The 24,421-nt window shown below is 65.3% G+C and carries 6 protein-coding genes; 4 read left to right on the forward strand and 2 right to left on the reverse strand.

Features of this window, described 5'->3' with window-relative positions; translation table 11 throughout:
* Window positions 1-118 precede the first annotated feature (118 nt).
* Window positions 119-19,597, reverse strand: coding sequence for a cadherin-like domain-containing protein (locus ACP15W_RS05400; RefSeq protein ID WP_424931832.1), 19,479 nt, complete (start codon window positions 19,595-19,597; stop codon window positions 119-121).
* A 532-nt stretch (window positions 19,598-20,129) separates the two neighbouring features.
* Entirely contained in the window at window positions 20,130-20,894 is a 765-nt protein-coding gene (locus ACP15W_RS05405; protein WP_424931833.1) for an IclR family transcriptional regulator, read from the reverse strand.
* A 434-nt stretch (window positions 20,895-21,328) separates the two neighbouring features.
* On the opposite strand from ACP15W_RS05405, the gene ACP15W_RS05410 reads away from it, so the two are divergent.
* The 4 genes from ACP15W_RS05410 to ACP15W_RS05425 all read left to right on the forward strand — a co-directional run bounded on the left by ACP15W_RS05410 (window position 21,329) and on the right by ACP15W_RS05425 (window position 24,383).
* On the forward strand, window positions 21,329-22,165 hold the full coding sequence (locus tag ACP15W_RS05410) for a cyclase family protein (RefSeq protein ID WP_424931834.1): 837 nt from the start codon (window positions 21,329-21,331) through the stop codon (window positions 22,163-22,165).
* A gap of 143 nt (window positions 22,166-22,308) precedes the next feature.
* On the forward strand, window positions 22,309-22,656 hold the full coding sequence (locus tag ACP15W_RS05415; protein ID WP_424931835.1) for a cupin domain-containing protein: 348 nt from the start codon (window positions 22,309-22,311) through the stop codon (window positions 22,654-22,656).
* Window positions 22,656-23,450, forward strand: a complete 795-nt coding sequence (locus tag ACP15W_RS05420; RefSeq protein WP_424931836.1) for an SDR family NAD(P)-dependent oxidoreductase — start codon at window positions 22,656-22,658, stop codon at window positions 23,448-23,450. Before ACP15W_RS05415 ends, ACP15W_RS05420 begins: the two co-directional genes overlap by 1 nt.
* 3 nt (window positions 23,451-23,453) lie before the next feature.
* The gene (locus tag ACP15W_RS05425) at window positions 23,454-24,383 is read left to right on the forward strand and encodes a 3-hydroxyacyl-CoA dehydrogenase family protein (RefSeq protein WP_424931837.1); all 930 of its coding nucleotides are present in this window, start codon (window positions 23,454-23,456) and stop codon (window positions 24,381-24,383) included.
* Window positions 24,384-24,421: the final 38 nt, after the last annotated feature.

Consider the following 24,421-nt stretch of genomic DNA (forward strand, 5'->3'; position numbering starts at 1 on the left):
ATCCAGCGTGCGATATCGCCGGTGATTTGGCCAATGTGAGCCGGGGAGCCGTGAAAAAGAAAAGAGCCGCCAGTGGCGGCTCTTTCCCGGGGTTGAGGACCAGATCAGACCGGGGAGGTCAGACCAGTCCGGGGTCGTTGTATTCGATGACCAGGATCGGGGCGTCGCCACCTTCGAGGGATTCGAACCGACGGATGCCCGTTCCGTTCTCGATGACGAAGGCGATGTCGTTGTCCGTCTCGAGGCTGCCGTCCCATTCTGCGACGAAGGCCTCCAGCATGCCCGCGAAATTCACGCTGCGGAACTCCTCGCCCGCGCCCGGCACGTCGGTGTCGGTCCACTGGACGAAGTCGAACTGGTCTCGATCCAGCGGCGAATTCGCGTTGCTGAAGGTGGCTGCGGAGACCGAGTCCTCGATCGCGATCGTCGCACTCAGCGCCCCGACATTGCCGCCGTTGGCCCGGGTGGTGAACTGGAGATAGGCATCCGTGATGTCCACACCCTGAAGGCTCGCGAGATCGACATCCTGGAACCGGAGGCCGACATCCCGCCCGCCGTCGCCAAGCTCGATATCGCTCTTGCCGAGATTGACGTTGCCGTTGGCGTTCTGGTCGGTGTCGTCGGAGCCGATGGCGATCGAGGCCGTCAGTGTGCCGCTGACACCCGTGCTGCCGCCGGTCACCGAGAAGTCGATCTCCTGCACGCCGAGCACCGCGCCATTGCCGCCGGTGGCTGCATGGCTGGTGGCCCGGAGCGTGAAGTCGCCTTCCCCGAGACCGAGGTTCCAGGTCACGTCATAGGGCGTCACGTTCTCGATGCCCTGGTCGATCACCGTTGTGCCCGAGAGCACCTCGAGGACGACCGACGCGGCCGGACCGCCGGAGGTGATCGTGCCGGAGAAGGTCACCGCGCTGCCGATCTGGGCGAGCGTGTAGCTGTCGTTCTCCTCCAGCAGGTCGTCGATCTGGCCACCGGCCCCGATCACGGCGAAGTCGATCACCGGACCGGTATCGACCGGCTCTTCGGACACGCTCAGCGTGAAGGTGTCGCTGACCGCATTGGCGTCATCGTCGGAGGCGGTGACGGTCAGATCGTAGGTGCCGGCAGCGATGCCGTCCCCGATGCTGATGACCCCGGTCTCCTGGTCGATCGACACCTCGCCCGAGATCGCGGCCGGCGCCGTGAGGACGAAGTCCAGATCGTCGCCGTCGAGATCCTGGAAGGCGCTCGCCGTCGCGATGGTCGCCGTGTCGCCGGTCTGGAGGGCCAGATCGTCGATCGGATCGACCACGGTCGGGGCGGTGTCACCGGCGGGGATGAACGCGGAGTTCGATACGTTCACACCCGGCGCGCCACCCTTGTAGAGCTCCCAGAAGTCGATGTGGAAGCCGTCGCTGCGGCCTGCCAGCGTGATGGTATGGAAGCCCGACGAGAGGTTGAAGGAGGCGCCGAAGTTCGGCTCGTCTTCCGACACGCTGTCGATCTGCGATGCGAAGCCCCAGCCCGTGGAGGCGCCGAAGAGCTTCACGAAGCCGTTGTTCGACACGCTGTTGGTCGGGTTGGTCTGCAGCGCCTCCGCATTCTCGTCGATCCGGAGCCACACGTCGTTGCGCTGATCGCCGGGGCTGTTGGTGTCTCGCGACGACCGGACCCGGAAGCTGTAGACGCCTTCCTCGCCTTCGGGGATGAAGATCTCGTAGTTGAGGAACGAGTTCGACTGCGGCGGATTGAGGCCGGTGCTGCTCTCCTCCGGTCCCCAGTAGTAGTGGCCCGTGCCCTGGGTGTTGTCCTGGGTGCCGGGGTCGTCGCCCTCGACATAGGTCCAGTCCCCACCCGGGTTGGTTCCACCGTTGGCGTTCGGATCCTCGATCTGCACCTTGAAGCGCGCGGAGTTGCCGGAACCGATCAGCTGGTAGTAGCCATCGGCCCCCGTGCCGCCGCCGCCGCCCTCGACCGGGGTGCCGGTCGGGTTGGTGAGGTAGACACGATCGACAGGGCCAAGCGGGGTGTCGTCACCGCCCACGACCGAGGCCGCAATGACCAGGGGCGCGGTGGTGAAGCCCGGTGTGTAGGCCGAGCCCGAGAAGCTCTGCCCGCCATCGGGTCCGCTGTAGTCGAAGGCTCCGGAGGGAACCGTCGCCGTGCCGCCGGCGCCGATGACCACTTCGACCGTCTGGAAATCCGCGGCATTGCTGACGGGGAATTCCGGCTGGGTCGCGTCCAGGCGGTCATCGACCAGTTCGGCGATGCCGTTCGACGTATTGGTCACCGGGTTGAGGCCCCGGCTGAGCGTCACCAGCACCGTCGCGCCGGGCGTGCCGGAGACGACGATGGTGGGTTCCGTGCCGCCGTAGGTTCCCGCCTCCGAGGAGGTGAAGCCGTTGACGGTCAGATCGACGCTCTGCTCGGCGCGGTTCTGTTCCGCCGAACCGATGCTGCCCGCCTGGCTGCCGTCGCTGCCGAGATAGCCGGTCGCGAAGGTGCCGTCGTCGAACATCACCGTGAAGGCGGAGCCGATCAGTTCGGCGCCGGAGATGCCGCCGACATCCCAGGAGTTGATGGCCCCCGTGTCGACGCCGCTTCCCCCGCTCTTGTCGAGGCCGGCGATGGAGTTCGGGTCCATGTCGCCGGAGAAGCCGACCGTTTCACCGTTGGTGAAGCCGGTGCCGTCGAACTTCAGCAGCAGGCCGCGCCAGCCGCCCGAGGAGGCAATTCCGGTGCCGGTGTCGTTTGGCAGCGGATCGTCGCCCGGGAAGAAGTAGGTCTCGGCATCGTTGCCCTCGAAGAAGGCCCCGGTTGCACCCGCTCCGCTGTCGACGCCGAATTCCTTTGCAGCGTTGTCGCCGCCGGAGCCGTCGAAGTCGACGATGGAGTCGGGGTAGATCGCGTTGCGGAAGTCGATGAAGACCGCCGCGATCTGCTTGCCGCCGGTGTTCTCCAGTTCGAAGGAATTCGAACCGAAGTTGGAGGACTGGACCGAGTTGTTGCCTTCCATCACCCGCAACTCGGCGCTACCGACGACGTTGGTGCCGTAGGTCGCACCGCTGTCGACATCCTCGAGCGCGTTCAGGATTTCGAGCGCGTCCGTGGGATCGGAGGGCGGATCGACCGGATCACCGGTGCCGTCCTTCAGCGAGAGGCTTTCGACGCTCACCGTGAAGGTTCCCCCGCTTCCGAAGTCGGTCGAGGAGATCCCGAAGGCCGGAACCGCGGCGCCGGCTGCCCCGGCGAGGGCGAGTGCCATTGCCGAACCGGCAGTCGGTGTCACCGTGCCGACGGTTCCCGTGCCGAGCGTGCCGCCGTTCTCGTCGAGCAGCTCGTAGGTTCCCGTCAGGGATCCGCCGGTCGCCAGGATGGTGAGTTTCACCTGGGCGAAGTCGGTGGCGCCGACCCCGGCCGGATAGGCGACCTTGGTGTCCGTCCCGGTGAAGCTGCCGCGTCCCGAGAATTCGAACCCGTTGCCCGGATTGCCGGTGACCAGTTTCAGGAAGTCTCCGTCGGCCCCGGTCGAGGCGCCCGCCGCGCCGGTCAGGGAGATGAGCAGGCCGTATTGCGAGAACGTGGCCAGTTCGGTTCCCTGGAAGACCGGGTTGTCGAAGACGGCCTCGTAGGTGAAGTCGCCATCGGGCTGCGCGAGGAAGCTGAACGCCTGCTGGGCATCGTTGGTGTCCGGATCGGTCGTCTGGAACTGCAGACGTCCGCCCGAAACCGCCGCGCCGTTGTTGGTGGCGTAGTTCAGCTCTGCCGTGCCGTCCGCGGTCTGGGCGACCCCGGTGAAGCCGGCCGCGAAGGGCGATGTGCCATCCGCAAGCTGGGTGAAGTCGATGGAAACCTCGCCCACCGTGCCCAGATCGACACCGAGATTGGTGGCGTCATAGGCCGCGCGGTCGTCGGCATTGGTGATCCCGTCGCCGTCGATGTCCGCGTCGGCGCTGTTGATCAGGGCGTCGCCGTCGAGGTTGCCGGACAGCTCCCTGTCGCCGGTATCCCCCGGATCGACGCTTCCGCCACCCACTTCGACCTGCAGGGACTGGGTGAGGGCCACGTTGGTGTTCGGCGTCGCCGCGAGGTCGGCGATCTCGCCGGCCTGCAGCGTCACCGATACCGCGGTGCCTTCGACCCAGCCGCCGCTCGGGGCCGCGACCTCGTAGCTCGCCACCCCGCCGGCGAAACCGGTGAAGGTGATGCTGCCGCTGACCGCGAAGCCGTTGACCGAGAGGGCGAGGTCCTCGTCGCCGAGCGTGGTGCTGTCGATGCCGCTTGCATCCGTCAGCGCCAGTTCGACGGTGAGCGGCGCGCTTGCCGCCGTCGGGTTGGTCAGCGTCATGACCGCGTCGGGTGCGTCCTCGTCCGTGGTGCTGCCCGAGCCGCCGCCGATGATCTCGATGGCGTTCACGATCGGGTTGTCCGACAGGCCCTGGATGAAGCTGAGGTCGAGCACGCCATCGGTCACCGTGACGGTATACTCCCGCACTTCGACCGTGAAGGCGTCACCGTCCGCGGCAGCATCGACGCCGCTGAACACCGCCGGCACGCTGCCTTCGACCGAGACGTCGAACACGCGCTCCCCTGCGGTTCCGTTGGGCGTGTAGAGTTCCGCCACGTAGAGCCGCACGGTGTATTCGCCGTTGCCGGCAAGGTCTTCCACCGGGATCGAGTAGGTGAAGGGCGCGTTGCTCGAACGTGCGCTGTCGAGCACCGCTTCCGGCACACCCGCCGGCACCGAGCCTCCCTGGTAGCCGGCGAGCGTGTCGCCACGATCGTCGGTCGTGATCAGATACGGGCTGTTCGCCGTGCCGTTGCCGTCGCCGAGCCAGTTCGGCCCGCCATCGGTCGCCGCGACCTCCGGTCCCCAGGCGTTGATGCGCATCAGGACCTGCGGATCGGTGACGGTGCCGCCGATGTCGAGGGTCAGCGTCTCGCTCACCTCGGCATTGGTGTTGGGCACGGCCGCGAGATCCGCGACTTCACCCGCCTTGAGAGCGACGCCGATCTGTGCGCCGTCGGTCCAGCCGCCGGTGGGCGCCGCGATGGCGTAGCTTGCCACTCCGTCCTGGAAGCCGGTGAAGCTGATGCTCGCGGCCACGACGAACCCGCCGACGGTGAGTTCGAGATCCTCGCTGCCGAGGCTGTTCGCATCGATCCCGCTCTCATCGCTGAGGACCACATCGACCAGGAGCGGTGCGTCGGCATCCGCCGGGTTGGTGAGCGCCAGCGTCGCCTGCGGACCCTCCGCATCGACTGTCGGCACGCTCAGGATCTCGATCGCGTTGATGATCGGATTGTCCGCAAGCCCGTGGACGAAGCTCAGGTCGAGCACGCCGTCTTCGACCGTCACGGTGTATTCGCGCACCTCGACGGAGAAGGCATCGCCATCGGCCGCGGCGTCCACGCCGGTGAGTTCCGCCGGGGCACTGCCCTCGACCTCCACGTTGAAGACGCGGTCGCCCGCATCACCGTTGCCGGTGAAGAGCTCTGCCAGGTAGAGCCGGACAAGATAGTCGCCGTTGCCCGCGAAGTCGCTCACCGGGATGGAGTAGGTGAACGGATCATCGCTCGAGCGTGCGGTGTCGAGCACCGCCTGCGGCAGGCCGGCCGGGAGCGCGCCCCCGCTGTAGCCCTGGGTATCGCCGCGATCGTTTGTCGTCGAGAGATACGGGCTGTTCGGTGCACCATTGCCGTCGCCGAGCCAGTTCGGCCCGCCGTCGGTCGCAGCGACCTCCGGCCCGAAGGCGTTGATGCGCAAGAGAACCTGCGGCTCCGTGCTGCCCTCGTCCACGTCGCTCACGGTGATCGCGAGATCCGACGTGGTTTCCTGGGCCCCGTCGCTCGCCGAAACGGTGACGTCGTAGACATTGTCGCCGTTGGCATCGCCCGGTGTCTCGAAATCGGGCGCCGCCTTGAACGTCAGTGCGCCGGTGGTGGCGTCGATGTCGAAGAGTGCCGCATCGTCGCCGCCTGCGATGGCATAGGTGACGTCCCCGTTCTCCGGGTCGGTCGCAGCGATGGTGCCGACCGCGGTGGTGTTCTCGCTGACCGTGAAGGCGGTCGGGCTCGAGATCACCGGCGGAAGATCCGGCGTTCCCTTGACCAGCTGCACGTTGGCGAAGGTGCCGTCTGCGCCCGTGCCCGCATCATCGTCGTTGATGAAGACAAGGTGCGAGAAGGACTGTCCGGCCCAGTCCGCGAGCGGGATTTCGAAGGTCACGACCCCGTCGCCGGAGGTGTAGGTCCGGAAATCCTGGTTCGCGATGGTCGACCAGTTCTGGGTGCCGCCGAGCTGGAACAGCGCTTCGTTGCCATTGGTGAAGCTGTTGTTGGTCTCGAGGCCGATGGCGATGATCTCGCCGATGTCGGTCGCGGAGAACTCGAAGCGCAGAACGGTTTCCTCGTCCACCTCGTAGCCTTCCGGCAGGGTCACCCGCTTCCAGGTGTTGCCGGACAGGGTCAGCGCGGTCTCGCTTGCCGTGTAGGCGGTGCTGTCGATGTCCTGGCCGGTGTAGGAGAGGATCGGGAGCTGGGTGAAGTCGATGTCGGTGATGCCACCGCCCGTCCCGGTATCCGCCGCCACGTCGACCGTTACCGTTGCCACGGCGGAGCCGCCGCGCGGATCCGTCACGGTGTAGTCGAAGCTGGCCGCACCGGTGAAGCCCGCCTCGGGGGTGAAGGTGATCTGGCCGTCTTCCAGCGAGACCGTGCCGCCCGTGGCGTTGCCGACGCTTTCAACGGTCAGCTCGTCGCCATCGGCGTCACTGTCGTTGGCGAGCAGCTGTTCCGGCGTGAGGAAGAGCACCTCGCCTTCGCCGGTCGCGAAGCTGTCGGCCACCGGCTCGGGTGCGATGTTGACGTTGAAGGTGACGGTTGCGCTGGCGGTGCCGCCGAACGTGTCCTTGACGGTGTAGTCGAAGCTCGCCTCGCCCGCGAAGCCCGTGGTCGGGGTGAAGTAGATCAGCCCGTCCTCGAAGCTCGCGACACCGTTGACCGCATTGCTCACACCGATGACCGAGAGCTCGTCGCCCTCCGGATCGCTGTCGTTGGCCAGAAGCGTCGCGGGGTTGATGGCGATGGTCTCGCCGCCCTCCGCCTCGAAGCCGGTGTCGTCCACCGGGATCGGTGCGGCATTCGTGACGGATTTCTGCACGATCTGGACGTTCGAGAAGATGCCCGTTCCGGTGGCGTTGGCGTCATCGTCGTTGATGAAGACCAGATGCGTGAAGCTCTGACCGGCCCAATTCGCGAGCGGGATCTCGAGCGTCACCTGGCCATCGCCGAGCTGGTAGCCGTTGAAGCCCTGCTGGGAGAAGGAGGACCAGTTCTGCGTGCCGGCAAGCTGGAAGAGCGCCTGGTTGCCCTGCGTGCGGAAGTTGTCGTCGTTCTCCAGGCCGATCGCCATGATCTCGCCGATCGTGGTGGCCTCGAAGGTGACGCGCAGCACCGTGTCGGCATCGACCGTGAGCGCTTCGTCCAGCAGCAGCTTCTTCCAGGTGTTTCCGGAGAGCGTCAGCGTTTCGCCTTCATCGGTGATCGTCGCGCCTTGCGGCGTGATGTCCTGGTTGTCGTAGGACGTCAGGTTGCCGGCGTCGAAGATCACGTCCGTCACGCCGTCACCGGGCTCGATGCCGGAGGTGACATCGACCGAAACCGTGACGGTCGTCTCGGCGCCGAGCGTGTCGGCGATGGTGTAGTCGAAGCTGGCCGCACCGATATAGCCGTCAGCCGGCGTGAAGGTGATCTGGCCGTCCTCGAAGCTGACCGTGCCGCCCGTCGGGTTGGAGACGCCGATGAAGGTCAGGCTCTGGCCATCCGCATCGCTGTCGTTCGCGGTGAGGTTTTCCGGCACGAGGACCAGGTTTTCTCCAGTGACCACCTCGAAGCTCTCCGCCACACCCTCGGGTGCGGTGTTCACCAGGACGGAGACCGTGGCCGTGGCCGTGCCGCCATTGCCGTCCGAGATCGTGTAGTCGAAGCTCGCGGTGCCGGTGAAGCCGGCCGCCGGCGTGAAGGTGACCACGCCGCCTTCGAGCGTCGCCGTGCCGCCCGCCGGGTTGGAGACCGCGGTGACCAAGAGCGTGTCCGCATCGGCGTCGCTGTCATTGAGCAGCAGATCCGCGACCGGGATGGCAAGCGGTGTGGCGCCATCCGTGGAGAAGGCATCGGCCACCGGCACCGGGTCGGCGTTTTCCTCGACCTGGTTGACCAGCTCCACGTTGGAGAAGGTGGAGTTCGCACCGGCCAGGGCGGGGTTATCGTTGTCGTTGATCAGGACGAGATACTCGAAGCTCTGCCCGGCGAAGTCCGCCAGCGGAATTTCGTAGATCCGGGTTCCGTCCCCGACATCGTAGTTGTTGTAGTCCTGGTTCGCATAGGCCGACCAGGTCTGCGCGCCGGCGAACTGGAACAGGGCCTGGTTTCCGCCGCCGCTGAAGCTGCTGTCCACATCGAGGCCGATGCCGATCACTTCGCCGATCGCCGTCGAGGTCAGCGCAAAGCGCAGGACCGTGTTCTCGGTCACCTCGAAAATCGAGGGCAGCGGGATCTTCTTCCAGGTGTTGCCCGTGAGCGCGAGGGTCGCGCCGTCGTCGAGGATCTCGTAGGCCGACGGCTCCAGATCCTGCGTCGCGTAGGACGAGATCGCTTCGGTGAAGACAATCGGGACCACATCCGGGTCGCCCGCCTCCTCGACCGTGACCGTGACGGTTGCGGTGCTGATCCCGCCGTCCGCATCGGAGACATCGTAGGTGAAGCTCGTCTCGCCGGTGAAGCCGGCCGCGGGGGTGAAGACCACGTCCCCGTTCACGAGTTCCGCGGTGCCTTCGGCCGCATCCGGACCGGTGACGGCGACGATGGTGAGCGCGGTGCTCTCCGGATCGCTGTCATTGGCCAGGAGATCTGCTGCCGGGATCGTCAGCGCGGTGTCGGCTTCCGCCGTGACCGCGTCATCGCCGGCGATGGGCGCGAGGTTGTCCGCCGCCTCGACGGTCACGGTGACCGTCGCGGTGCTCGTCTCGCCATCGGCATCCGAGACATCGTAGGTGAAGCTCGTCTGGCCGGTGAAGCCGGCTGCGGGGGTGAAGACCACGTCCCCGTTCACGAGTTCCGCGGTGCCTTCGGCCGCATCCGGACCGGTGACGGCGACGATGGTGAGCGCGGTGCTCTCCGGGTCGCTGTCATTCGCCAGAAGGTCGGCTGCCGGGATCGTCAGCGCGGTGTCGGCTTCCGCCGTGACCGCATCGTCGCCGGCGATGGGCGCGAGGTTGCCCGTGTCGCCGCCCGGCAGGACGATCTGGACATCGGAGAAGGTCACCTCTGCATTCGCGTCGGCATCGTCGTCGGCGAGGAAGACCAGGTGCGTGAAGGTCTGACCTGCCCAAGCGTCGAGCGGCAGCTCGAAGGCGACCGTGCCGTCGCCCGCCGTGTAGGTGTTGAAGGTCTGCACGGCCTGGGCCAGCGGGTCCGCACCGCCGAGCTGGAAGAGCGGCTGACCGGTTTCGCCGAGGACGAAGTCGTTGTCATCCTCGAAGCCGATCCCGAGAACCTCACCGACATTCGCGGACGAAAGGTTGAATACGAGCTTCGTTCCGGCCTCGATGGTCAGCGGCTCGGAGAGTTCCAGCCGCTTCCAGCTGTTGCCCTGCAGTTCGAGTGCCGATCCATCGGGGCTGATCGTGGCGCCCGCCGGGGTCAGATCCTGGTTGTCGTAGGAGGTCAGCGCCCCTTCCGTGAAGGCAATGTCGATCACGGTGTCGGTCTGGCCATCATCAAGTCCGTCCACGACGAGGCTGGCGGTGTTTGGTGTCACCCCACCCTGGCCGTCGACGATCTCGTAAGTGACGGAGACGGTCGCGCTCTCGCCGTCGGCGAGGCTGGCCGCGAACTGGGCCGGGTCGATCGTCAGGACGGAGTCCACCTGTGTGAAGGTGACATCGTTGCCGGCTGCGTCCTGCACGATCACATTCTGCACCGCGAGCGTTCCGCCGTCGCTGTCGGCCGCGCCCTGGAGCAGGTCGATCGTCACCGGCGCCGCGTCCTCATCGACGCTTCCTGCATCGATCGGCGCGGTTGTCGGGGCGTCATTGACCTCCGCGACCGTCAGGGTGAACTGGGTGGCGACGGGGGTGTTCACCCCGTCATCCGCCGTGACCTCTACGATGATCTCCGCCACGTCGCCCTGCTCCGGGGTGCCGGAGAAGGTGCCGGAAACCGCATCGAAGGTGAGCCAGGCGGGCAGGGCCGAGCCATCCGCGAGCGTGGCCGAGAGGGCCAGGTTCTCGGCACCGCCATCATCGGCGAAGGCATTGGCCGGGACCGTGAAGCTGAAGGCCACATCCTCGTCGGCGGTCTGGTCCGAAATGCCCGCATCCACGGTCGGTGCGGTATCGGTCGGCACGTCGAGCGAGCGGATGGTGAGGTATTCGTAGCTGGCGGTGAACTCGTTGTCGCCGCCGGTGCCGTCGGTGATGGAGACACCGTAGGCGATACCGCCCGTGCCGCCGGTCAACGGGTTCTGGTTGTTCATCGCCGCGGCGAGGGCGCTGCCCGGAGCAATATAGGCAGTGACGGTCTCCACGGTGCCGAGAAGCTGGCCGGTGCCATCGAAGATGTCCACCTTGCCCGAGACCGCGCCTGCGGTGGCGGACTGGTCGGCGGGGTTCTCGGTCACGCTGCGGTCGATGGTCAGCGTGATCTCGAAGGCCGAGTCGGCCGTGATCGCGTTGAAGAGCGCCTCCGGGATCACCGGGTTGTTCTCGCCGATGTTCAGCGTCTGGTTATGGGCGATCTGAACGGCCGCCGCGGCGTTGCCACGGTCACTCACCACGAGCTTGATGAAGTCGTCCATCCCGCCGGCGCTGACCTGGATGCCGAACTGGGCATAGCCGTTGGCGCCGAGGACAGTGAGCCAGTCGGCGCTGGTGACCCGGGTCGTCACTTCGAAGACCGCCGTGCCGGAGACGTCGATTCCCGACTGGTAGCTGTCGCGCAGCAGGTTGGAGGTGCTCGTGTTGTTGAGCACGTGGCTGTCTTCGAGCGAGGAGGTGATCGTCAATGCGCCGTTGGCAATGCTGACCTTTTCCTCGACCGTGCGATCGCCGTAGGGATCCGTTGCGCTCGTGCCTGGCGGGATGAAGGCCTGGTTGACGAGGATGCCGGAGAAGCCGCCATCGGCATCGAACGGGTCTTCCGTCGCGGTTTCGAAGTCCTGGGTGAACTCCGCACCTGCCGTCAGGACGCGGTCGAGGCCGTTGCTGGCATCATAGGCGAAGGGATCGGCTTCGTTGAGGAAGCCGTCTCCGTCGATGTCCGCCGGATCGATCCCGTCGTCTTCCGTGACGGTGCCCGTGGCCGCGGCCGTGCCGATGACGACCGGGGTCGGCTCGGTGGAGAGGTCCGTGGCGCCTGTCAGGGTCAGGGAGACGGGATCATCCCCGTCATCGATCTCGTCGTTAATGACGGCGATCTCCAGGACGCCTGCGCCATCCGTGAAGCTCACGGTCTGGGTGAGGGCGGTCTCGGTCGCGGTGTCATAGGTGACCTCGATGTCGCCGGTGAAGGCCGTATCGAGGCTGAGCTCAAATTCGAGCACCGCCCCGTCTGCCTCGAGAACCGGATCGGCATCGGCGATGGAGAGCGTGAACTCGGTGGCCGGAGCCGCCTCGATCACGGCGCGGAGCGTGACTTCCGTCGCCTGGCCACCCTGGTTCAGCCAGAGGGTGTAGGTGCCTGCCGGAAGATAGTCGGTCGGGAGGCCCGGGAAGCCGACGCCGTCCTGCACGTCGGCATTTCCGGCCAGCATCGGGGCCAGGAGATCGTTGTTGAGTTCACCGTCGCCGTAGATGATGCCGGCGAAGGGACCCTCGGGGTTGACCGGATCGTCGGGCGCGCCGGTCACCGGATCGACGGTGATCGCGGTGCCTTCCTGCAGCCCCATGAAGGCCTGGCGGGTGGCTTCGGTGGTCACGTAGCCATCGAGGAAGAGCGCGGTCATCACCATGCCCTCGGCCACCGTGAAGGTGATGAAGTCGCGATCGCGCAGTCCGGGCTCGTTGTCTCCCTGCTGGCTTGCGAAGAGGATGTTCTCGCCAAGCTGCATCGCGCCGATGTCGGTGGGTGCGAGGCGGTCGTCGGAGAAGTCTCCGACCACGACCGGATCGGCACCGCCGGCGCCGTCGAGATCATGGCTGTCGGCAGCGTCATCCTCTGTCACGGTCGCAGCACCCTGTGTTGCGCCAGCGGCGACGGTGAAACCGGCGGTCTCGACCGAGGCCAGTTCGAGCGAGACGGATTCCGCCCCGTTCCAGCGCGTATCCGTCGCGACATTCACCGCGTAGCTGCCCGCGCCGTCGGTGAAGGAGATCGTCGCCGGAGTGGAGACGCCATCGACGAGCAGCGTGACGTCCAGGTCGCCGGTGAAGGCCGGATCGGACGTGGTGAGGGAGAAGATGACCGGCTGGTCGTCGCCCTGGGCCGTGCCGTCGGCGTTCTCGACCACTTCGCCGGGGCCGGTGAGCGAAACCTCGATGTCCGCTGCGACCAGAACCGCCTCGCGGATCTCGATGCCGTTGACCTTGGGGTTCTCGATCGCCGGGTCTTCGTGGAGGAACGCGAGATCGAGCGCCGTGTCGCCGGCCTCCTGGGTGACGAGAATGGTGCGCTGGCGGGCAACTCCGAGGCTATTGCCGCCTTCCGCATGCGGGTTGATGTCGGAGAACTCGGTCGGAACCTCGCCGTTGACGGACACGTCGAACTGGCGGCCGCCCGCCACGTTGACGATGCCCGGCCAGTTCTCGGTGTAGTAGATGGTGACGTAGTAGGACTGCCCGCCCGCGACCGGGAAGGTGTATTCCAGAAGGGTGGCATCTACGTTGTTGTCGCCGCGCTCGTTGAAGAAGATCGCCTCGGGCACGATGGTGCCGTCCACGTTCGAGTTGGCGTCCTCACCGATGACCTTGATGCCCGCAGAGGTGTTGGTCTGGTTGTTCGAATAGACGTTGCCGGGGTTCTGGGTCAGATACTGGTTCGGTGCCGCACCGGTATCCGCGGCCCAGTTGATGCCGCCGTCGATGGCGGCCACTTCCGCGCCGCCAGCGTTGACGCGGAAGAGAACCGCGCCGGGTTCGAATTCGTCCATGGGGTCTGCCTCGATGTCCAGGGTGCCCGTAGTGGTTTCCCCACCGGCATTGACATTGGGGATGGCCGCGAGGTCGGAGACCTCGGCTGCGGCCACGGTTGCGGTGTAGTCACCATTCGCCCAGCCGCCGACAGGCGCCGCGAAGGTGTAGGTCGCGATGTTGGTTACCTCGTCGAACGCGACGCTCGGCGTGCCGGCCGCGCTCGGGCCGGAGAGAACGATATCGCTCGCGTCGATGCTGGCCGGGTCGATGTCGGAGGCGTCGCTGTAGGTGACGGTCGCGACGATGTCGCCCTCGGCCTCAGTCGGCAGCTCGAGGCTGACCACGGCACTCGGGCCGGTTTCGTCCCCGGTTTCGACAAACTGCGGCGAGGTCACCGTAAGGAAGTCCCAGGTGGCTTCGAAGCTGCTGAGGCTGCCGAAGTCAGATGAGGTGACGCCGACGACGCTGGTGCCGTCATTGATTGCGGCCAGAACATCCGCGGGGATCGCGAGGGGGGCCGCGGTAACAAAACCGGCCGTGGCCTCCGGACGGACTCCGCCCAGGATGGCCCCCTGGTCATCAAAAAGGGTCACCAGCTGTGCTGCGGTGCCTTCGGACTTGTCGATCCGAAGCGAGATCTCGACCTTGGCGATGTCATCGAGCGCGATGGTCGTGCCGGCCGCGGTCGAGATCGCGGCAAGCGAGACCTTCTGGTCAAGGGCGCTTGCCGACCACATCTGGAAGCCATTTCCGCCATTGCCGCCGAAGACGATCTTGAGATGCTTGCCATTGTCCTGCCCGAGCCCGTCGCCGGTGGCGATCAGGATGCCGAGCTGAGCGTAGTTCGAGACGACACCCGACGTGATGCCCTGGGCGGCCAGCACGGCCGGGAAGGGATTGTCGAACTGGGTGGTGATGTAGATCTCGTCGAGGGCAGCGTCGGAAAGATCGAGTTCCTTGACGAAGTCGTTCTTGCTCGCATCCGATGGGCCTTGCGACAGGTCGCCGTCAGACGTGTTGACCACGAGCTTGCCGCCCGAGACCTCGGTCGCTGCCGATGCATCGAGTGCCGTTGCGCCGCCGAGCGCGCGGTCGAACCCGCCCTCGACAAGGGGTGCGCCCGCCGTTTCGAAATCAAGCTCGAGCAGCGTGCCGCCGGCAGGAACCTGCACGTTCGCGTCGCTGGCCGCGATCGTCACCTGCGCCGTTCCATCGCCGATCTCGGCGTCGCCGGAGACGCCGGTGATGGTAACGGTGAAGCTTTCGGCGCCTTCCTCGGTTTCGTCGTCGACGATCGGAACGCTCACGGTGGCGGAGGAAACACCGGCCGGGATGACCACCTGGCCATTCGGAACGGGCGCGCCATAGTCGGAGGCGTCCGCGCTGTCCGGGGTCAGGGTGAAGTCGACCGTGACCGGATCGGTCAGATCGCCGATGCGGCTGAAGGTCAGCGTGGCGGTGTCGCCCTCGCTGACGGACACATCCGCCACCGAAACCGTCGCCGGAAGATCGGAGGGCACGGCTTCGTAGATGACGATCGCGTTGAAGCCGGGCTGGCCGGAGTCTGCGTTCACGTCGATGACGATCTGGCCATCGGTGACGGTGACCGCCTTCTGGACGCTCACCGGCGTGTCCGGGCCCCCGGCTTCGGTGAAGGCATCGAAGTTCTCGAAGGCCAGTTCGCCGTTGATCGTGTAGTCGCCCTGGCGGTTGCCCCCGGTGGTCCAGAAGAGTTCGGCAAACCACAGCTCGACCACGTAGACGCCGTTCGCGATCGGGTAGGTTGCCGTGAAGGAGGCGTTGGCGCTGTCGCGATAGGTGTGCAGGGCCGATCCGTCGAGCGCGGTGTTCGAGCCGGTGGTTCCGACCTTGCCGTCGATGTTGCTCGCCGTCTTGGAACTCGGGCTGTAATAGCTCGGATCATCGGCCTGCAGGTCGATCCCGATGATCGGGTCGTTTGTGATCGCCCCGCCATAGGTGTTGTCATCGTCACCGTCGAGATTGTCGATGGTGTTCGTGACCGGCCCGACGTTGATCGCGAGCGCCACGTTGCCCGCCACGAGATTGGCGAGGTTCGGCTCGAGGATGAAGGCGCCGGTGCCGGCTTCGGTCGTGTTGCCGGCCGCATCCTGGTAGGTGCCGGCCGCGATCGAGATCGCGCCTTCGCCTGCGGGCCAGGCGTTGCCGGTGGCCGAAAGGGTGTAGGTCAGCGTCGCCGTCGTGCCGCCGTTGCTGAGCACGACCTCCGGCGCGGAGACGGTTTCCGGTTCGATGCCGCTGAAGACGAGCTCGGTGCCGTCCAGAGTTGCAAAATCGGCCGCGTCGAAGCCGGTTTCATCGCTGAGCACGACCGTGGCGTAGCGCACGCCGTCCTGGATGCTCTGCGGATTGTCGACATCGATGGAGATGATCTCGGGCGCCGTGGTGTCTGCGGGGGGCGTGTAGGAGCCGCCCACCTTCCAGACCACCAGGCCGGAGAGCTTGTTGTTGTCGACGACGGTGGTGAAGTCGATGTCGAGCACGCCGTCCGTGACCGTGACCTCGTGGGTCTTGATCAGCAGCTCGCCCGCGCCGCCGGCTTCTTCGAAAATGTCGACATTGGTGTAGACCTGCTGGCCTTCGACATCGACGTTGAAGAGGCGGTCGCCGACGCCGTTCGCCGTCTGGACCAGGCCGTGATAGATTTCGGCGAAAATGAAATCGATCAGATAGGTGCCGTCCTCGAGATCGATGTCGTAGCCGAAGCCGGCCGTGCCGGAGCGCTCGCTCTCGAGCACGTCATCGAGATCGGTGTTGGGGAAGTCGAGCGCCTGGGCAGCGGCATTGGTATAGGCCTTGGTGCCGCCCGGCGTGGTGAAGCCCGGCCCGTCGATGGCGCCGCCCTCATCCCCGATGAAGGTCAGTTCCACGCCGCGCACGGTGCCGGTGACGGTGCCGCTGCCGCCCGCGTTGATCGCGAGGACCGGGCTCAGTGCCGGTTCGAGCGTCACGCGCACGCCGTCTGCGACCTGGGAGAAACTGATCGTGGCGCTGCCGTCGGCCGGGTCGTAGTCGTCGAGACCGGGGCCGCTGAGCGTGAAGGTCGTGGCGCCGATGGTGATCGTCGCCGCGCCCGCAGTGCCGCCGAAGACGGGCGTGCCGATCGAGTTGAGCGTCTCGCCGGTGATGATCAGTTCGTCATCCTCGGAGAAGTCGGTGATCTCGTCGCCGTCGAGGTCCGAGAGTGTTCCGAGCACGCTGTCCGTGCCCTCGCCAGTGGAGACCTCGTTGGGGCCCGCGCCGAGGATGATCTCGTTGTCGAGGGCATTGGCGTCGATATCGACCGCGCCGGTCGCGCCGGAGACGTCGATATTCTCGACATTGGCCGCGAGCTGGATGTCCGCTGCGCCGCCGATATAGGTCACGTCGTCCTCACCGGCGGTGCCGTTCGCCTCGGCCTCGGCTTCGGTCGTGGCGATGATCTCGTTGCCGAAGGCCTCGATGTCGAGGCCGTAGAAATCCACTGCCTCGAGCGTCGTGCCGCCCGGTGCATCCTCGGCGATGACACCGAAGGCCGCGCCCGAAGGCAGGGTCGTGCCGCCATCCGAAATGGTGTGGGTGCCGTTGAGCACGTTCTGCAGCACGCCGGAGGGCAGGCTGAAACCGGCGCCGTTATTGAGCGGCACGGTGACGAAACCACCGACCGGGCCGTTGACATCATTGAGGCGGTAGGACGCCACGACCTCGTAGCCGTTCTCGATATCGATCGACAGGCGCAGGTCGACCTTCTGGATCGACACGAGGTCGAGTTCCGGCACGGCGATCTGCGCGAGCTCGGTGTAGTTCGCATCGGCAAGCTCGTAGCCCACCTCAATGCCCGCCGATCCGTTCACCTCGCCGATGACGAAGCGCAGGAAGTTGGCCTGGGTGCCGTCCCCGAAGATCAGGCCGCTGATCTGGCCGGTGGCTGCGCCGCCGGTCTGGGCCGAGATCCAGTTCTCCGCGACCAGCGTGGCCTGCAGGCGCTCGACGTCCGGGCCGGGCCGCACGCCGGTGTGCATGGCATCGCGCGCGGTGTTGCCCGTGCCGATCATCGTGCCTTCGGTGACATTCTTGATTTGCAGGATGGGAGCATTGGCGCCGAGGATCAGGTTGCCCCCGTCGTCGAAGAGACCGTCGCGCTGCTGATCGACGGGGAAGTTCTCCGATGCCGTCTGGGCGTCCTGGTTCGGGGTCGAGCCGTCGAGCGCGGCACCGAGCAGACCGATGTCGTTGAGGCTGTTGTTGTCGGTGAAGCGCGGATCGACCTCGGTCTTGTTGAAGGTGAGGTTCAGATCCTCGCCCGCATTCAGCGCAAAGCCGTTCTCGGCATTGAATTCGAACGGATCGTAGAGCTTGCCGATGCCGTCGAGATCGTTGTCGTTCTCATCGACCACCTCGCTGCCTGCGAGCGGCACGGCGCCGTTGTTGGGCTGGAAGATCTCGATGAGCGGGCCGTTGCCCTGGTAGACGGCCGTCCAGATCGATCCCTGGAAGGCCTGGGTCAGGTTCTGTTCGAGATAGTCGTCGCCGATGGTATCGATGCCGAGCGGGCCGCCTGAGGCCGCGATCACCGTGCGGTCCGCCGCGACGGCGAAACCGCCCGAGGTCGTGCTCGACATGGTGCCGTCCTCGTTGCGGCCCATGACGATGATGTTGCCGCCGCCAAGCTGCGTTGCGAGGATCGCGCCCGACATGTCAACGGTGCCGTCGTCGAGAATGGTCGAGGTGTATTCCGCAAGGCCGTTGATCGAGCCGTTGCCGGAGTCGAGTGCGCCGTCGGTGACGCCCGCGAGCTTGTAGTCGCCCTCGACCGGGTTGAGGAAGGAGACGATGCTGTCGATGTCCGACGGCAGGCCGGCCTGGCCCAGAAGCGTGCCGTTCGTGGGGGCCGTGCCGCCCGCAACGACAGCGACCCCGCCGCCGGTGGACAGGGAATAGATGTCATAGAGGATGCCGGGCTCGACCGCGAGCACGCGGGAGGTCAACTCGCCCGGATCGGCACCGTAGATGCCGCTATTGGGATAGTCGGTGTCGTTGTTCTCGACGGTGGTGAACCAGTCGATCACCGCCTGGTAGTCGGTGCGGCCATCCGCATCGGTCGGATAGCTGTCCTGGTTGGAGACGAGCAGGAAGGCGTCGTCAGCACCCGGCTTCGGCGAATAGAGCAGGCCTGCACGCGCACCTTCGGCGCGGGTCGGGTTGGCATGACCGCCATAGACATAGGTCTGTCCGTCCGGACCGACATAGGTCGTGACCTCGCCATTGCCGCCGACGGAAAGCGTGCCGCCGTTCAGGTCGTCCGACCGGGTGACCTCGTGGAAGTTGTCCTTGTTGGTGGAATCCCAGTTGACTAGGCTGATCGGGTCGTTGTTGCTGCCTTCGCCATTGTTGAGGTTGGTTGCGATGTAGCCGGGGTCCTGCGGATCGTCGATCGTGTCGCCATCATTGTCGGACTCGCCGATCGGGCGACCGCCCCAGTTGTTGTTCGCACCGTTGTCATAGGTCCAGACGCGCCCGTCTTCGGTGACCTCGACATCGTAGGAGTTGCGGAAGCCCGGCGAATAGATGCTGATGTAGGGATCGCTGTAGTCGAGCGTGGCGCTGTTGCGCCCGTCATTGCCGCCGAAGGGATCGGTGGCGTCGGTTCCGACCTGCTCGGGGTCGTCGAGGGTCGGCAGGTCGTAGACATATTTGCGGTTGTTCTGATCCGCATCTTCCAGCACCGGTGCCGCCTTCAGCGCGGTGACGTTCACCTCGAGAATCGCGGCGGAGAGGGGCTGTTCCTGCTGGCCGGCGAAGTTGTTGGACGGCGCGCCCGCATTGGCGTTGCCGCCCGAGGCGAAGATGAGCCGCTCGGAGGCAAGCGTGCCATCGGGATTGAGTTCCTGGATGACTTCAAGGCCGTTCGAGGCGTGGTTTTCCTCCGACCGGGGCAGGCCGCGGATGAGGTCGATCGCTTCCCAGCTGTTCTCGCCGGTTTGCACCAGCATGGTGATCACGCCGGAATTGGTGTCGAGGCCGGTATCGCCGCCGCCACCGCCAGCGCCGATGCGGCTGTCGGAGGAGGTGACGTACATGGTGACGGCCACCGTGTCGGTGACCGTGGTGCCGATCGAGCCGTCGGCCTGGACATAGAGGGGGTTGCCGTTCTCGTCGAACTGGGCGGTCACGTCGATGCCGGTGGACTGTCGGACGCTGGAGCCGCCCTCTTCGCCGGTGTCGTTGTGGTTCTGGATCTGCTTGACGTCGAGGTTCGTTGTCGCGTCCGTCACGTAGAACTGGGCCGTGTTGTCCCCGTCGTTCGGATCCTTGTCACCGAAGGCGATGGTGAGAACTTTTACGTCGCCGTCTTTCTCGGTGACGTAGAGCCGCCCGTCGGGTCCCCAGACCAAAGCCGTTGGCTGCGAAAGGCTGACGACGCCATTGAGATCAAGGGAGCTCGACGAGAAATTGCTAGTAACGGCCACGATTAAGTCCTCCAACACCGAAAATGGCGTGATGGCATCGCGAGTGTTCAGTATTTGCGCGGATGTTTTTCTGCGTAAGCCCGAAAAATTTGCTGGGCTTAACTAATAACGATTAAAATCACCCAATCGCATTACTGGTATCCCCCGAAATGCACCACCCCACAGCTGATATTACTGTCGAGTAGGTCGATAGCAATTAAATACAATTCGAACAATACAGTGCCTTTACCAGTGGTTAACGGTTTCGAGAGATTTATAGTTAACGAGACTGGGAAATACTTTCCGGTGTGCTAGAGGAAGCGCATGTTGCGGCGCGGCGTTTGTCAGTTCGACTTGTTGCAGAGTCCAAGTTTTACTGTGTTTGCATGTGCGAGGGGGCCTGGCGCGCGGGTGCGCTGCGTACCCTCGTTTGGACCAGGGTCGGGAAACGCCGTAAAGGCGGGACTGACAGGGTAAATGCCCGTCGGCTTCACGGCTCGGACGCCGGGCACTGGCACTGCCGACCGCGAAATGACGGCGGGGCAGGCCCCGCTTACTCCACGAAGGAGAACTCTCGTGAAACGCGTTTGCTGGCATGAAGCAGGGCGTCTTCGAGCCGTTTTCTCACCTGTTGGAAGCGGAAAGTCGGGGCCGGGACGGAGATGGCGTAGATATTTCCGCTGAGGTCGCGGAACGCGAAGCCTGCGGCGGAAATGCCCGGTGTATGCTCGTCATTGTCGTAGGCCAGCCCGGATTTCCTGATTTCTGCCAGCTTTGCGTGCAGGGCCTTCAGATCTTCTCCGGACATGGTTTCGCCTGCCTCCTGCTCGATCAGCTGGGCGGCGCGATCCTCGGCCATCAGCGCGAGCGAGGCGCGTCCGTTGGCCGTGGTCGTGAGCGGAAATACCTCGCCCACGGAGGACACCGTGCGAAGGCGGTGAATGCCCGGCACCTGATCCAGAAACACCATGTTGCCATTCCGCAGGGCGGCGAGGTCACTGGTTTCGCCGGTGGCCTGGGTGATCTCCGTGAGGATCGTCCGGCAGCGCTCGACCACGTCGAAATTGGCCGCTTCCGCGAAGGCGCCAAGCTCGGGGCCGAGCCGTATGCCGCCCCCCTTCGGGTCCTGGAGCAGGAATCGCTCGGCGATGAGCGCGCCCACGATTCGCTGTACCGTGGAGCGGGGCAGTTCGACCCGTGTTGCGATCTGTCCGAGGCTGAGGCCGCTGCGCTCCTCCTTCAACGCCCTCAGGATGTCCGCTGCGCGGGCAATGACCTGAATGCCGGAGCGTTCGTTTTTGCCATTTTCCTCAACCATCTAACTCTTCTGCCTCTTGTTTCGTTCTTTCGGCTAAATCGGCGAGACCATGTATAATGCCCACAATGCGATACAGCAAGGTCGTATTGTAAGACAGTTGTTGACCGCATTGTGGTTCAAGTGTATCGTTAGATGAACAAATACACAGGGAGGGGGCCACAACCGGAAAACCGGACCGGCCCGAGAAAATGGATGAACAAGACGCAACGCGACCGCGCTGGCGGCACGAGAGTTCACCGAAGTCCTTACAGACCGGATTGCCCGAGAGCCGCGGGAACGGATGCTTCCAGGCACGCCGCGACGCTGCCATCGGACCAGCGGCCGTAAAGGCCTGATCCCGGCCCTCCATCACTGAAAATCCGAATGAACCGTCTCCGCCGCGGCGGAGAGAGGTTTGTCCCGAACTGACTGCAAACTAGAGGAGCTTCTCCATCATGGTCACCATCCGTGGGATCGATTTCCAGGGCAACACCGACAACGACATGGGGATTGAATTCTACAATCTCAGCCATCGTTTCGGCTTCCAGAACCCCAACTGGCCCTATTTCCAGGACACCAAGATCGAGCGCATCCATTACATGGCGAAGTCGGGTGTTCTGAGCCAGCGCATCACCACCACGATGCACGCGACCACCCATATCGATGCGCCGGCCCATGTGGTTCAGGGCACGCCCTTCATCGACGAGGTTCCGCTGCCGCATTTCTTTGGCTCCGGTCTCGTTGTCTCCATCCCGAAGAAGAAGTGGGAGCCGATCACCGGCGAAGACCTGGAGAAGGCCTGCGGCCATGCGATCCGCAAGGGCGACGTTCTGATCGTCAATACCGGCTGGCACCACGACTACGAGGACGGCGACTATTTCGCCTATTGCCCCGGTTTCGTCGCCTCCGCCGGCGAGTGGATGGTGGAGAAGGGCATCAAGGTGGTGGGCCACGACACCCAGGCCAACGACCACCCGCTCGCCACCGCGATCGGACCCCAGCGCAACGGTCCGCTGCTTCCGCACCTGGCCGACGAATACAAGGAATGGTCCGGCGGTCGTGACTGGAAGGATGACTTCCCCGATTGGGAGCCCGTGCACAACATCCTGTTCAAGAACGGCATTCTGGGCATCGAGAACGTGGGAGGCGATCTCGACGCGGTAACAGGAAAGCGCTGCACCTTCGCGTTCTTCCCCTGGAACTGGGACCGCGGTGACGGTTGCATCATCCGCCTGGTGGCAATGATCGACAAGACCCAGTCCTATCGGATCGAGGCCGGCGAAAGCTTCTGATCCGGCGGCGCCGTCATTTCTCCCCCCCTGACGGCGCCGGTTTTTTTCTTCCCGCTGTCGCGGAGGCCCATCGGTCTCCGCGGCGCGACCAGACATAAATGGACCGGTCCGCAGAAGGCCCGGCCTCAACAGGGAGTGATTTTGTGTTCGCCAAGCAATTTGAGGACGCACGGCCCTATGACGCCCCGAACCATTGCGGTTGCGTGGGGCTGCGGCTCCAGGGCTTCGAGGAGGGCGGTCCGACGAACCAGTGGATCGGGCTCAGCCAGTTTCTGCCGGGCGGTGGCGCCGGGCCGGACGCCACTCCGGTGGAGAAGGTCTATGTGGTGCTCGAGGGCGAGATGACCGTCGAAGTCGATGGCGCCGAGACCGTCCTGCGCAAATACGACAGCTGCACGATCCCGCCCCACGAGGTGCGCCGGATCGAGAACAAGTCCAACCACGTCTGCACCATGCTCGTGGTCATTCCCTATCCCCCGGAGGCAAAGTGATGGCGATAACCGATCCCAAAGAGATGTTCGACGTGGCAGGAAAGGTCGCGCTGATCACCGGGGCCTCCGGCGCCTTCGGCATGGTTGCCGCCCGTATCCTTGCGGGTGCCGGGTGCAGGCTGGTGCTTTCCGCCGGGTCCGCCGATGCGCTGGGCGAGATCGCGTCGGAGTGTCGAGACGCCGGCGCAGAGGTGGTTGAAGTGAATGCCCGCCCCTCGGATGAAGCGGCCTGCGAGGCGATGGTCGAGAAGGCCGTGGCGGCCTTCGGGTCGCTCGATATCCTGGTCGTGGCCTCCGGCATGAACAAGGTCGCCAAGATCGACGAGATGCCGGTGGAGAGCTTCACCGGGGTGATGGACGCAAACGTGACGCAGAGCTGGATGCTGGCGCGCGCCGCGACGCGGGTGATGAAGGCGCAAGGCGCAGGCGGCAAGATCGTGCTCGTCTCCTCGGCGCGCGGGCTTCTCGGCCATCCGGCTGGCTACACCGCCTATTGCGCGTCGAAAGCCGCGGTGGACGGGATCACCAAGGCGCTGGGCTGCGAGCTCGGCGCACAGGGCATCACGGTAAACGCCATTGCGCCCACGGTCTTCCGCTCGCCGCTCACGGCCTGGATGTTCGAGGACACCGAAGAGGCGCAAAAGGTTCGTGACGGGTTCCTGACCCGTGTCCCGAAGGGGCGTCTTGGCGAGCCGGAGGACCTGGCGGGGCCCTTGCTCTTCCTCGCTTCAAAAGCGTCGGATTTCTACACCGGGCATATCCTCTATGCCGACGGCGGCTACACGGCGGGCTGAGCGATGAGCGCAACCGACCGCAGGATTGCCGTTCTGGGCGCTGGCCTCATGGGACACGGCATTGCGCTGGTCCTGGCCCGGGCCGGGGCGAGCGTCACGATCACCGATCCCTTCCCGGAGGCGCGGGCCTCGGTGAAGGACCGCATCCATGCCTCGCTGCTGGCCATGGGGGGTTCCGAGCCGGAGACCGGGCCGATCCTCGCCCGCGTCGGCGTGGCGGACAGCACGCAGGCGGCGGTGGCCGAGGCGGAAGTGGTCTTCGAGGCCGCACCCGAGAAGCTGGCGCTCAAGCAGGCGATCTTCGCCGAGGTCGAGGCCCATGCGCCCGAGACCTGCATTCTCGCATCCAACACGTCCGTGATGCCGATCACCGACATCATGCGTGATCTCAAGCTGAGGGGCAGGGCGCTGGGCACCCACTGGTGGAACCCGCCGCACATGATCCCGCTGGTGGAGGTCATTCGCACGGAATGGACGGATGACGCGGCTGCGAATGACATGATGGAGCTGCTCGCCGGAGCGGGCAAGACGCCTGTCATGGTCGAGAAGGATGTGCCGGGCTTCATTGGCAACCGGCTCCAGCATGCGCTGTGGCGCGAGGCGATCAGCCTCGTGGAGCGGGGGATCTGCGATGCGGTCTCTGTCGATACGGTCATCAAGTCCTGTTTCGGGCGGCGGTTGTCGGTGCTGGGACCGCTGGAGAATGCCGATCTCGTCGGAACCGATCTGACCCTCGACATTCACCGCACCGTGCTGGCCGATCTCGAGGACCGCAAGGGTCCGTCGCCCTATCTCGAAGCGCTCGTCGCGCAGGGAAAGCTCGGCATGAAATCAGGCGAAGGTTTTCGGAAGTGGACCAATGCGGAGGCGGACGAGGTTCGCAACCGCGTCGCAACCCACCTGCGCAAGCTCGAAGGCATCCTCGAGGGCTGACCTCGCAAAAGACTGCTCACTCCCGGTCAACGGGAGGG

Origin of the sequence: Amaricoccus macauensis (assembly GCF_049800915.1) — a bacterium.
GTDB lineage: Bacteria > Pseudomonadota > Alphaproteobacteria > Rhodobacterales > Rhodobacteraceae > Amaricoccus > Amaricoccus macauensis_A.

Coding starts and splice junctions, on each gene's coding strand:
- ACP15W_RS05410 (WP_424931834.1), top strand. CDS start 21,329: ATGGTCACCATCCGTGGGATCGATTTCCAGGGCAACACCGACAACGAC.
- ACP15W_RS05405 (WP_424931833.1), bottom strand. CDS start 20,894: ATGGTTGAGGAAAATGGCAAAAACGAACGCTCCGGCATTCAGGTCATT.
- ACP15W_RS05420 (WP_424931836.1), top strand. CDS start 22,656: ATGGCGATAACCGATCCCAAAGAGATGTTCGACGTGGCAGGAAAGGTC.
- ACP15W_RS05425 (WP_424931837.1), top strand. CDS start 23,454: ATGAGCGCAACCGACCGCAGGATTGCCGTTCTGGGCGCTGGCCTCATG.